The 11851-nt window shown below is 73.1% G+C and carries 12 protein-coding genes; 10 read left to right on the forward strand and 2 right to left on the reverse strand.

The features are described 5' to 3' along the window. The first annotated feature begins 198 nt into the window (after nucleotides 1-198). The 10 genes from ribD to ACZ501_RS23075 all read left to right on the forward strand — a co-directional run bounded on the left by ribD (nucleotide 199) and on the right by ACZ501_RS23075 (nucleotide 8796). Nucleotides 199-1263 (forward strand): bifunctional diaminohydroxyphosphoribosylaminopyrimidine deaminase/5-amino-6-(5-phosphoribosylamino)uracil reductase RibD, encoded by a 1065-nt coding sequence (ribD, locus tag ACZ501_RS23030; RefSeq protein WP_468797714.1) that lies wholly within the window; start codon nucleotides 199-201, stop codon nucleotides 1261-1263. Beyond that, a complete protein-coding gene (locus tag ACZ501_RS23035; RefSeq protein ID WP_361603393.1) occupies nucleotides 1264-1887 on the forward strand; it encodes a riboflavin synthase in 624 nt (207 codons plus the stop codon). After that, nucleotides 1884-2537, forward strand: a complete 654-nt coding sequence (locus tag ACZ501_RS23040; protein ID WP_361603390.1) for a nicotinamide mononucleotide transporter family protein — start codon at nucleotides 1884-1886, stop codon at nucleotides 2535-2537. The genes ACZ501_RS23035 and ACZ501_RS23040 overlap by 4 nt, the downstream gene beginning before the upstream one ends. Then, the gene (locus ACZ501_RS23045) at nucleotides 2534-3826 is read left to right on the forward strand and encodes a bifunctional 3,4-dihydroxy-2-butanone-4-phosphate synthase/GTP cyclohydrolase II (protein ID WP_361603387.1); all 1293 of its coding nucleotides are present in this window, start codon (nucleotides 2534-2536) and stop codon (nucleotides 3824-3826) included. The genes ACZ501_RS23040 and ACZ501_RS23045 overlap by 4 nt, the downstream gene beginning before the upstream one ends. 60 nt (nucleotides 3827-3886) lie before the next feature. Next, a complete protein-coding gene (gene ribH / locus ACZ501_RS23050; RefSeq protein ID WP_361603384.1) occupies nucleotides 3887-4372 on the forward strand; it encodes a 6,7-dimethyl-8-ribityllumazine synthase in 486 nt (161 codons plus the stop codon). A 58-nt stretch (nucleotides 4373-4430) separates the two neighbouring features. Then, nucleotides 4431-4712 (forward strand): phosphoribosyl-ATP diphosphatase, encoded by a 282-nt coding sequence (locus ACZ501_RS23055; protein WP_361603381.1) that lies wholly within the window; start codon nucleotides 4431-4433, stop codon nucleotides 4710-4712. A gap of 70 nt (nucleotides 4713-4782) precedes the next feature. After that, on the forward strand, nucleotides 4783-5631 hold the full coding sequence (hisG, locus tag ACZ501_RS23060; RefSeq protein WP_361603378.1) for an ATP phosphoribosyltransferase: 849 nt from the start codon (nucleotides 4783-4785) through the stop codon (nucleotides 5629-5631). 93 nt (nucleotides 5632-5724) lie between these two features. After that, nucleotides 5725-6189 (forward strand): PH domain-containing protein, encoded by a 465-nt coding sequence (locus ACZ501_RS23065; protein ID WP_361603375.1) that lies wholly within the window; start codon nucleotides 5725-5727, stop codon nucleotides 6187-6189. 199 nt (nucleotides 6190-6388) lie between these two features. Continuing rightward, a complete protein-coding gene (locus tag ACZ501_RS23070; RefSeq protein ID WP_468797623.1) occupies nucleotides 6389-7756 on the forward strand; it encodes a hemolysin family protein in 1368 nt (455 codons plus the stop codon). After that, nucleotides 7753-8796, forward strand: coding sequence for a hemolysin family protein (locus tag ACZ501_RS23075; protein ID WP_361603369.1), 1044 nt, complete (start codon nucleotides 7753-7755; stop codon nucleotides 8794-8796). The genes ACZ501_RS23070 and ACZ501_RS23075 overlap by 4 nt, the downstream gene beginning before the upstream one ends. Before the next feature lie 34 nt (nucleotides 8797-8830). Here ACZ501_RS23075 and ACZ501_RS23080 read toward each other — a convergent pair whose 3' ends face one another. Then, complete coding sequence (locus ACZ501_RS23080) at nucleotides 8831-10747, reverse strand: AAA family ATPase (protein WP_468797626.1); 1917 nt, start codon at nucleotides 10745-10747, stop codon at nucleotides 8831-8833. Nucleotides 10748-11125: 378 nt separating this feature from the next. Beyond that, nucleotides 11126-11761: a uridine kinase family protein gene (locus ACZ501_RS23085; RefSeq protein ID WP_468797629.1), complete on the reverse strand. Its 636-nt coding sequence runs from the start codon at nucleotides 11759-11761 to the stop codon at nucleotides 11126-11128. Between the last annotated feature and the right edge of the window lie 90 nt (nucleotides 11762-11851).

The following is an 11851-nucleotide window of genomic DNA, read 5'->3' on the forward strand; positions in this document are numbered from 1 at the left end:
CGCCGTCGGCGGTCCATCGGCGTATCCCCAGCGGATACGTGTCGGAAGGACCGTATCTCCGGCCTCGGCGTCCCCGCGTGTGCTCACCCGCTTCATCTGTCGTATCCCGACAGGCCCCGGAGTCCGTGCCCGATGAGGCAGGAGGACCCGGTGGCGACACACGCCGCGCAGGCAGCACCCGACCCGAGCGTCACCGCGATGCGCCGGGCCGTCGAGCTGGCCTCCCGCGGACTCGGCTCCACCAGCCCCAACCCCGTCGTCGGCTGCGTCATCACCGACCCCGCGGGCACCGTCGTCGGCGAAGGCTGGCACGAGCGGGCGGGCGGCCCCCACGCCGAGGTCCATGCCCTGCGCGCCGCGGGGGAAGCCGCCCGCGGCGGCACCGCCTACGTCACCCTCGAACCCTGCAACCACACCGGCCGCACCGGCCCCTGCGCCCAGGCGCTCATCGAGGCCGGGATCACCCGCGTGGTCTACGCCGTCTCCGACCCGAACCCCCAGGCCAGCGGTGGCGGAGCCACCCTGCGCGCCGCCGGGGTCCGCACCGAGGCGGGCTTCCTCGCCGACGAGGCCGAGCAGGGCAACGCCGCCTGGCTGACCTCCGTGCGCCTGGGCCGCCCCCACGTCACCTGGAAGTACGCCGCCACCCTCGACGGCCGCAGCGCCGCCGAGGACGGCAGCAGCCGCTGGATCACCTCCCCGGAGTCCCGCGCCGACGTGCACCGGCTGCGCGCCGAGGCCGACGCGGTCCTCGTCGGCGGCGGCACCCTGCGCGCCGACGACCCGCACCTGGCCGTGCGCGGCATCGACGGGGCCGTCCAGCCGCTGCGCGTCGCCCTCGACACCCGCGCCGGCCTGCCGCCGGCCGCCCGGATCCTGGACGACGCCGCCCCGACCCTGCTCGTCACCGGCGAGGACGCCGACACCTCGCACCTGCCCGGCACCGACGTCCTGCGGCTGCCGCTGCACGACGGCCGCGTCGACGTCCGCGAACTCCTCGAGCGGCTGTACGCACGCGGCGTGCGCTCCGTCCTCCTCGAAGGCGGCCCCACCCTCGCCGGAGCCTTCCTGGAGGCCGGGGCCGTCGACCGTGTCGTCGGCTACATCGCCCCGGCCCTCCTCGGCGCCGGCCCCGCCGCCCTCGCCGGTGCCGGCATCACGAACATCGCCCACGCGGTCCGCCTCGAGATCACCGAAGCCGTCCGCACCGGCACCGACCTGCGCATCACCGCCGTCCCCACCCACGCCCCCAAGGAGCACTGAGTGTTCACCGGAATCGTCGAAGAACTGGGCGAGGTCACCGCCGTCGAGCAGCTCGCCGAAGCCTCCCGCTTCCGTCTGCGCGGCCCCGTCGTGACCGAAGGCGCCAAGCACGGCGACTCGATCGCCGTCAACGGCGTCTGCCTGACCGTGGTGGACACCGCGGACGGCGAGTTCACCGCCGACGTCATGCAGGAGACGCTCAAGCGCTCCAGCCTCGGTGCGCTGGCCGCCGGCTCCCGGGTGAACCTGGAGCGCCCCATGGCCCTCGGCGGACGGCTCGGCGGCCACCTCGTCCAGGGCCACGTGGACGGCACCGGACGGATCCTCTCCCGCACCCCCTCGGAGCACTGGGAGATCGTCAAGGTCTCGCTGCCGGAGAACCTCGCAAGGTACGTCGTAGAGAAGGGCTCTATCACTGTGGACGGCGTGAGCCTCACCGTGGTCGAGGCCGCCGCCGACTACTTCACCATCAGCCTCATCCCCACCACCCTCGCGCTGACCACCCTCGGCATCAAGCAGAGCGGAGACCCGGTCAACCTCGAGGTCGACGTCCTCGCGAAGTACGTCGAGCGCCTGCTGGCCGCCGGCGTGAACCCCCTCGACGCGAAGGAGACGGACCAGTGACCGCCCTGACCTGGCTCAACGCCCAGGCCTTCGAGGTCTTCGGCCAGAAGGTCATCTGGTCCGACATGATCGGCAACCTGATGGGCCTGGCCGCCCTCGCCCTCGGCTGGCGGCGCTCCATATGGACCTGGCCCGCCCAGCTGCTGTCCGGCCTGATCCTCGTCGCCGCCTACGCCTCCGCCCACCTCGCGGGCGGCATCGGCAAGCAGCTGCTGGTGATCTCCGTCGCGGTCTGGGGCTGGCGCGCCTGGCAGCTCGGCCGCCGCAGCGCCCAGGACGGCTCCATCGCCGTGCGCACCGCCACCTGGAAGGAGCGCGGACTGCTCCTGGCCGGGGCGGCGGCGGGCACCCTCGCCGTCGGCGGCCTGTTCACCCTCTACCCGGCCCTGTCGTGGAGCCCGTGGGCCGACGCCTACATCTTCGTCGGCACGATCGTGGCGATGGTGGCCCAGGCCCGCGGCCTCGTGGAGTTCTGGTTCGCCTGGCTCCTCGTCGACCTCGTCGGCGTGCCCCTCGCCTTCAACAGCGGCCTGGTCTTCTCCGGCCTCGTCTACGTCGTCTACTTCGCGCTCGTCCTGTGGGGCGCCTACGACTGGTACCAGCGCTCGCGCACCACCCCCGCCACGGCCCTCGAAGGAGCAACGGCATGACCACCATCCTCAAGTCCGTGCCGGACCCCGCCCAGGAGACCTTCCGCCTCGACCCCGTCGAGCAGGCCATCCGCGACATCGCCGCCGGCCGTCCCGTGGTCGTCGTCGACGACGAGGACCGCGAGAACGAGGGCGACCTCGTCATCGCCGCCGAGAAGGCCACTCCCGAGATCGTCGCGTTCATGATGAGCGAGTGCCGGGGCCTGATCTGCGCGCCGATGGAGGGCCCCGAGCTGGAGCGCCTGGAGCTCCCGCAGATGGTCCAGAACAACACCGAGTCGATGAAGACCGCCTTCACCGTCTCCGTCGACGCGACCGCCGCCCACGGCGTCACCACCGGCATCTCCGCCGCCGACCGCGCCACCACCCTGCGCCTGCTGGCCAACGGCACCTCCGAGGCGGGCGACTTCGTCCGCCCCGGCCACATCTTCCCGCTGCGTGCCAAGCCCGGCGGCGTCCTGGTCCGCAACGGCCACACCGAGGCCGCCGTCGACCTCGCCCGCCTCGCGGGCCTGCGGCCCGCCGGCGCCATCGTGGAGATCGCCGGCGAGGACGGGGTGATGCTGCGGCTGCCCGAGCTGATCCCCTTCGCCCGCAAGCACGGCCTGACGATCATCTCCATCGAGGACCTGATCGCCTACCGCCGCTCCGCCGAGCCGACCGTGCGCCGCGAGGCCGAGGTCAGCCTGCCGACCGCCGCCGGCGAGTTCACGGCGTACGGCTACCGCTCCACCGCCGACGGCGTCGAGCACGTCGCCCTCGTCACCGGTGAGATCGGCGACGGCGAGGACGTCCTGGTCCGGATGCACTCCGAATGCCTGACCGGTGACATCTTCCAGTCCCAGCGCTGCGACTGCGGCCCCCAGCTCCAGGCCTCCATGGCCCGCATCCAGGCCGAGGGCCGCGGCGTGGTCGTCTACCTGCGCGGCCACGAGGGCCGGGGCATCGGACTGCTGTCCAAGATGCGCGCCTACGAACTCCAGGAGCGCGGCCGCGACACCCTGGACGCCAACCTGGAACTCGGCCTGCCCGCCGACGCCCGCGACTACGGGGCCGGCGCCCAGATCCTCGCCGACCTCGGCGTCCGCAGCGTCCGGCTGCTGACCAACAACCCCGACAAGTCGGACGCCCTCGTCCGCCACGGCATCACCGTCGCCGGCCGGGAGCCCATGCCCGTCGAGGCGGGCGAGCACAACCTGCGGTACCTGCGCACCAAGCGGGACCGGATGGGGCACGACCTGCCCTGGCTGGAGGGTGCCGTACCCACCTCCGCCTGCGGCAACCAGTAAGCACGTACACCCACCCCCTTCAAGACACCCCAGCGGAACGAAACACCGAGGAGCAGAGCTGTGAGCGGCAAGGGCGCACCCGAACTGAGCGTGAAGAACTGCGGAGACCTCCGGGTGGCCGTCATCGCGGCCCAGTGGCACGAGAAGATCATGGACGGTCTGGTCGACGGCGCCCTGCGGGCCCTGCACGAGCTGGGCATCGACGAGCCGACCCTGCTGCGCGTCCCCGGCAGCTTCGAGCTGCCGGTCGTGGCGAAGGTACTGGCCGGCCGCGGCTACGATGCCGTCGTCGCCCTCGGAGTGGTTATCCGCGGCGGCACCCCGCACTTCGACTACGTCTGCCAGGGCGTCACCCAGGGCCTGGTGCAGGTGTCGATCGACACCGGAGTGCCCGTCGGCTTCGGCGTCCTGACCTGCGACAACGAGGAGCAGGCGCTGGACCGCGCCGGCCTTGAGGGGTCGAACGAGGACAAGGGGCACGAAGCGGTCACCGCCGCCGTCTCCACCGCCATGACCCTGCGCACCGTCAGCGAACCCTGGCGGTAGTCCACGGAGTGAACCCCGGCACCGGGGGTGCGCGCCGAACCCGTACCCTGAGGGAATCATGGCGAACAAACCCACCAAGAGCTTCGAAGAACTCTTCACCGAGCTCCAGCTCAAGGCCGCCGACGGCGACCCCAGCACCTCCCGTACCGCCGAGCTCGTCGCCAAGGGCGTCCATGCCATCGGCAAGAAGGTCGTCGAGGAGGCCGCCGAGGTCTGGATGGCCGCCGAGTACGAGGGCAAGGAAGCCGCCGCCGAGGAGATCTCGCAGCTGCTGTACCACGTCCAGGTGATGATGGTCGCGCGCGGGATCTCCCTCGACGACGTCTACGCGCACCTCTAGGCCGGAGCCCTCGCACCGGGGCTGCCGCCCCGCCCACCCCCTTTCGCTCTCTACGCACCAAAGGAAGCTCATGCTGCGCATCGCCGTCCCCAACAAGGGTTCACTCTCCGGACCGGCGTCGGCGATGCTGCATGAGGCCGGCTACCGCCAGCGCAAGGAGTCCAAGGAACTCGTCACGGTCGACCCCGACAACGAGGTCGAGTTCTTCTACCTCCGCCCGAAGGACATCGCGATCTACGTCGCCTCGGGCAAGCTGGACATCGGCATCACCGGACGCGACCTGCTGCTGGACTCCGGCGCCAACGCCGAGGAGATCCTGCCGCTGAACTTCGGCCGCTCCACCTTCCGCTACGCCACCAAGCCCGGCACCGCCAAGGGCCCCGAGGACTTCGGCGGCATGACGATCGCCACCTCCTACGAGGGGATCGTTGCCAAGCACCTCGCCGACCAGGGCATCGACGCCTCTGTCGTCCACCTGGACGGCGCCGTCGAGACCGCCATCGAGCTCGGCGTCGCCCAGGTCATCGCCGACGTCGTCGAGACCGGCACCAGCCTGCGCAACGCCGGCCTGGAGGTCGTCGGCGAGCCGATCCTCCAGTCCGAGGCGACCGTCATCCGCCGCACCGGCGCCGACAACGACGACCCCAAGGTCGCGCAGTTCCTGCGCCGCCTCCAGGGCGTCCTGGTGGCCCGCAGCTACGTGATGATGGACTACGACTGCCGCGCCGAGCACCTGGAGCGCGCCGTCGCCCTCACCCCGGGCCTGGAGTCGCCGACCATCTCCCCGCTGCACAACGAGGGCTGGGTCGCGGTCCGCGCGATGGTCCCCGCCAAGGAGGCGCAGCGGATCATGGACGACCTGTACGAGCTCGGCGCGCGGGCGATCCTCACCACCTCGATCCACGCCTGCCGCCTCTAGGCCGTCCAGGCCACCGCCGCGGCCGGGCCCTGCCCGGACCCGGCCCCCGCGCCGTCCCTCCCGTCACGCCATACCCAGAAGGCCCAGCGCACCATGAGCGAGTCCGCCGCCCACCCCGCACCGCCCGCCCTGCCGGTCACCTTCCGGCCGACCCGGACCCGGGCGGTGCTGCTGGGCGTCGGGCTCGCCATGTTCGCCACCATCACGGCGATCGCGGTGCTCCTGGAGAACCTCAGCCCCGGCGAGCGGATCAGCTTCGTCTTCACCGCCGTCCTGCTGACCTCCGTCCTCGTCCTGCTCAGCCGCCCCAAGGTGGTGGCGGACGAGGCCGGGGTCACCGTGGTGAACCTCACCACCACCCGCCGCCTGGAGTGGGCGCAGATCCTGCGGGTGAACCTCCGCCCGGGCGACCCGTGGGTGTTCCTCGACCTCAGCGACGGCACCAGCCTGCCGGTCCTCGGCATCCAGCCCGGCATCGCCAAGGCCCGCGCCATCGGCGACGCCCGCGCCCTGCGCGCCCTCGCCGAGACCCGCGGAACCGGCCCGGACGGCCACTGACCCGGCCGAGCCCGTCGCGGCGTCCCATTGCGGCGGCGATCTCAATGACTACCCTGGTGGCGGGGCGCAGCTGTGCGCCCTCCCACCCGCCCCGGGACCCCGTGGCCCGTGGGCACCTGCGACCAGAGGAGTGACTCCCTCCAGCAATGGACGGATCGTCCGGTAGTACCCGCGCCGCCCTCCCCATCAGGACGGCGGCATGACCATCCCGCTACTGCTGCTCGTGGCGGCCTTCGCGCTCATCCTCGCGAACGGTTTCTTCGTGGCCGCCGAGTTCGGCCTCGTCACCGTCGAGAAGCCCGAGGCCGAACGCGCCGCCGCCGAAGGCGACCGCCGTGCCCGCACGGTGGTCGAGGCCCTGCGGGAGCTGTCCTTCCAGCTCTCCGGCACCCAGCTCGGCATCACCATCACCTCCCTCGTGGTCGGCATGCTCGCCGAACCGGCCCTCGCGGCCCTGCTGTCGGGGCCGCTCGCCGCGACCGGCCTGCCCGCGGGCGCCGTCTCCGGCGTCGCCGTCTTCATCGGCATGCTGCTCGCCTCCGCCGTCCAGATGGTCGTCGGCGAGCTCGTCCCGAAGAACTGGGCGGTCTCGCGGCCGCTCCAGGTGGCCCGCTTCGTGGCCGGCCCGCAGCAGGTCTTCTCCCGGGCCTTCCGGCCCGTCATCGCCGGCCTCAACTCCGTCGCGAACCGCCTCGTGCGGGCCCTCGGCGTCGAGCCCGCCGAGGAGATGGCCTCCGCCCGCACCCCGGGCGAGCTGGTCTCGCTGGTCCGCCATTCGGCCCAGGCCGGCGCGCTCGAACAGGACACCGCCGACCTCTTCGTACGGACCCTGTCGCTCGGCGAGCTCACCGCCCAGCACGTCATGACCCCGCGCGTGAAGGTCAGCGCCCTCCAGCACACGGCCACCGCGGCCGACGTGCTGAACCTGACCCGCGCCACCGGCCTGTCCCGCTTCCCGGTCTACCGCGAGCGCATCGACGAGATCACCGGCGTCGTCCACCTCAAGGACGCCCTCGCCGTGCCCGAGTCCGAACGCGCCCGCGCCACCGTCGGCCGGATCTGCGTCGCCCCGCTGCTGGTGCCCGGCTCCCTGCCGGTGCAGCCGCTGCTGGAGCGGCTGCGCAGCGAACAGCCGATGGCCGTGGTCGTCGACGAGTACGGCGGCACCGCCGGCGTGGTCACCCTGGAGGACATCGTGGAGGAACTCGTCGGAGAGGTCCGCGACGAGCACGACCTCGCCGAGGACGACAGCCCCGAACTGGCCGCCGTACCGGCGGAGGACGGCCGGCCCTCCTGGGAGGCCGACGGCAGCTGCCGCGTCCACACCCTGCGCCGGATAGGCCTCGAGGTGCCCGAGGGGCCCTACGAGACCGTCGCCGGGCTCGTGGCCGACATCCTCGGCCGCATCCCCGCCCCCGGGGACCGCGCCGAGCTGCCCGGCTGGAAGCTCTCCGTCCGCCAGGTTCGGCGCAACCGCGCCGAACGGGTGCGGCTGGTCCGCCTCACGGCGGTGCCGGCCCCCGCGAGCGCCCGGCCGGCCTCCGAGCTGGAAGGCGCCGCCCGGTGAACGCCCTCCAACTGCTCTTCGCCCTGCTCCTGGTCCTGGCCAACGGCTTCTTCGTCGGAGCCGAGTTCGCGCTCGTCTCCGTACGGCGCAGCCAGATCGAGCCCCTGGCCGCCGCCTCCTCGCGGGCCCGCCAGGTGCTGTACGGCCTGGAGAACCTGCCGCGCATGATGGCCGCCGCCCAGTTCGGCATCACCATGTGCTCCCTCACCCTCGGAGCCGTCGCCGAGCCCACGGTGGCCCGGCTGCTGGAGCCCGTCTTCCACGCCGCGCACGTGCCCGAGGGGCTGATCCACCCCCTCGGCTACGTGGTCGCCCTGTCGGCGGTGGTCTTCCTGCACCTGGTCATCGGTGAGATGGTGCCGAAGAACCTCGCCATGGCCGCCCCGGAGCGGACCGCCCTGTGGTTCAGCCCCGGCCTCGTCGCCTTCGCCCGGGTCTGCGGCCCGGTCACGGCCGCCCTCGGAGCGTGCGCGGCCCTCGTCCTGCGCCTGTTCAAGGTCGAACCGAAGGACGAGGTCGAGGCCGTCTACACCAGCGCGCAGCTCGGCCGGCTCCTGAAGGACTCCCGGCAGGCCGGGCTCCTCGAACCGGTCGAGCAGGAACGCCTGGAGGACGCCCTGGAACTGGGCAGCCGCCCGGTCACCGACGTCCTGCTCAGGCGGGACCGCCTGGTCACGGTGGGCCCCGCGGTCACCCCCCGGCAGATCGAGCAGCTGACGGTCCGTACGGGCTACTCCCGCTTCCCCGTCCGCTCCGAGACCGGGGCCTTCATGGGGTACCTCCACGTCAAGGACGTCCTCGACCTGGAGGACCGCGAACGGGCCGTTCCGCAGCGGGTGTGGCGCCGGATGACCACGCTGTGCTCCACCCTCCCGCTGGACGACGCCCTCACCGTGATGCGCCGCGACGCCACCCACCTCGCCCAGGTGGCCGACCCCGCGGGCCGCATCCTGGGCCTGGTGGCGCTGGAGGACGTCCTGGAGATGCTGGTGGGCGAGGTCCGCGACCCGTCGCACCGCCCCTACGTCCGGGCCCTCTGAGGCACCCCCCTCCCGGCCGCGGCACGCGCCGCGGTCAGGAGGGGTTCGGGCCGCGGCCCGAGAGGACCTCGCCGTACGCCTGCATCAGGTCCGGCAGGCGGAGCGTCGCCAGGTCCTCCCGGGACGGCTCGCCGGCGAAGCCGGCCAGCCGCAGGTCCCGGTACGCGCAGCTCTTCTCGTACAGGGTCCGCAGGAAACGGCCGTTGCCCAGCTCGTCGATCCAGCCCTGCTCCACCACGTGTGCGCTGATGCTGCGCAGCTCCTCCCGCGCCTCCTCGTCCCAGCAGTCCCCGTTCGCCTCGGCCAGGACCCCGCCGATCGCCGTCAGCTCCACCGGCCGGTAGCTCGGGAAGTCGACCCGGGTCGTGAACCGCGAGGACAGCCCGGGATTGGCGGCCAGCAGCCGGTCCATCCCCGCCGGGTAGCCCGCCAGGATGACCACCAGGTGGTCACGGTTGTCCTCGGCCCGCTTCAGCAGCACCTGGAGGGCCTCGTCGCCGTAGGCGTCGCCCTTGCTGTAACCCGAGTTGGACAGGCTGTACGCCTCGTCCACGAACAGCACCCCGCCGATCGCGGAGTCGATCAGCTCGTTGGCCTTGACGGCGGTCTGCCCGAGGAACTCGCCGACCAGGTCGGCCCGCTGCGCCTCCACCAGGTGGTCCCCGCCCAGCAGCCCCAGCGCGTAGAAGACCCGCCCCAGGATCCGGGCCACCGTGGTCTTGCCCGTCCCCGACGGCCCGGAGAAGACGAAGTGCCGCTTCGGGGGCTGCACCGGAAGCCCCTGGGCGGCCCGCAGCCGGGCCATGTGCAGCTGCGCCGACAGGGCCTTCACCTGCCGTTTCACCGGCTCCAGCCCCACCATCCGCTCCAGCTCCGCCAGCGCCTCGGCGAGCAGCGCCGGATCGGCGGGCCCGGCCGGCAGCCCGCCCGGAGCGCCCTGCGGGGGCACCGGCAGCCGGTGCCGTACGCCCTCGCGCCGGTCCGTGCCCGTCGGTTCCCCGGGGGTCGGCGGGTCGGGGTCCACCTGCTCGTCCGGCGCGATGTCCTGGACCGGGCCGCCGCCCGGCCCGCCGCCCCCGCCGCCCAGGGCGACCGCCGCGTAGTGCCCGGCCAAGCCCTCGCTGAGCTGGCCGCCGTAGCCGCCGTACCCGAAGGCGTCGGCCATACCGGCCATGTCGTCGGGGTCGGTGCTGTCCTCGATGGCCGTCAGCCGGGCCGCGGTGTCCATGAACGCCGGGTCCACCCGGTGCACCGCCCGGTACAGCGGCAGCGCCGCCGCGCTGCGCCCGGTGCCCTCGCGGGCCCGCGCCAGCCAGTACCGCAGCTCCTTGCGCTGCGGCTGCTCACTGCGGCACCGCATCAGCGCCGCCGACAGCATCGGCTCGGCCTGCCCGTACATCTCCAGCCGGACCCGGGCCATCCCGCCGAAGAGCCCCGCCTCGATCCCGAGCAGCGGGTCGAGGAGCAGCGGCTCGGTGTGCCGTACGAGCTGCTCCCAGTCCTTGACCAGATAGGCGCGGCAGGCGTGCAGGAACCGCACCTGGGGATCGGTGTCCACCGGCGGCAGCGCGGCGAGGGCCTGGTCCAGTTCGGGGACGTGCCGCCCGTCCAGCCAGTGGGAGGCGTGGGCGAGCAGCAGGTCCCGCCGGCTCTCCAGCACCGGCTGCACCCACCAGCCCAGCCAGTACCAGGAGTTGAGCGTCCGCCGGTGCCGGGCGCGCTGCTCGCCGAAGCGGTCCCGGTGCGCGTACATGCGCAATAACGCGTTGGTGGTGTCCACCCGCAGGGCGTGCAGCCCCAGCCAGCCGTCGGCCATGGCGGGATCCAGCCCGACGGCCGTGCGGAACTCCTCCTCGGCCTGCGGGTAGGCGCCCATCGTGCAGGCGTCGACCCCGCGGAGCCAGGCGAGTTCGGCCGGAGCGTGTGCGCTGCCCGGCATGCCGAAGTCCATCACATCCCCCACAAGCATGCCCCGTGGTGCGCGGCAAACTCCGCTTAGCGCACGCGAGTTGTCCGACCCCGCCGATGAAATCAGGGCTGCATCGTACCTGCGGTGACGCACCTTACCCAGGGTGCGGCGGGGACGGGTCGGGGCCGGCCGCCCCCGGTGTGCGGTCACTCAGGGTGAGGGCGGGCGGGCGGAGCGCTGTGCGCGGCCCCCTCCGGAAGCACCGCCGGGGCAGAACGAAGCCCCCGATCACGGGGGAACAATCGGGGGCTCCGCGTCCGCAGCGGCCTTCGCAGGCCGCGCATTCAGAACGTACGGCGGTTCCCGGGCCCGGGTCAAGCGGGTCGGGGAAGCCCTGCGGGGCCGTCTGCGCGCGGCCGCTCAGGCCTGGGGGAGTCCGTGACACCCGGTGACCGAAGGGGCCGTTCCCGGGGTCACAGAAGCCCCGGAAGTCCACTCGTATCCCGTACCGCTCTGATGCACCAAGGTGTCCGCGAAGGGGCGTGAAGGATCATCCGAGAAGTGCGCGAGCTCCGCGCGCTCCCATCCGTCCCAGAAGCCGGACAGTTCGCGCCCGTCCCGGTTCCGCCCGCGTCCCCACGACGTCTCGCGGGGGGTCTCCATCCACAGCAGCCGCGCCAGATGGGGGCGCAGCTCCCGCCGTCCGGCGCCCACGCCCTCGACGATCAGCACCGGCGCGGGCTCCAGCACCCGCTCCGGGCCGAAGCGGCGCTCCACCCAGTCGTACGGAGCCCAGCGCGCGGCCCGGCCGGCGGCGAGCGGCTCCAGCACCTGCGCCCGCAGCCGCCCCGGCCAGCCGAAGAGCTCCTCGTGGGTGGCCACGTCGTCCAGGTGCAGCACGGGCGCGCCCCCGAGGGCCGCGGCGAGCCGCTCCGCGAAGGTGCTCTTGCCCGAGCCGGCGTGCCCGTCGACGCCGATCACCCGGACCGGGCCGAGCGAGGGCGGCAGGGCGGCGAGCTCCCGCGCGAGCGACTCGAGTGACTGCTGTGGCTCCACCCGGTCAGAGTACGGGCCGCGCGACCCGCCGACACGTGCCCCGGGCTTCCGCCGCCGCGCGGCCGGGAACTGGGAGGGTGGAGCAGCCGG

The sequence above is a fragment of the Streptomyces sp. NPDC034085 genome, from assembly GCF_055575555.1.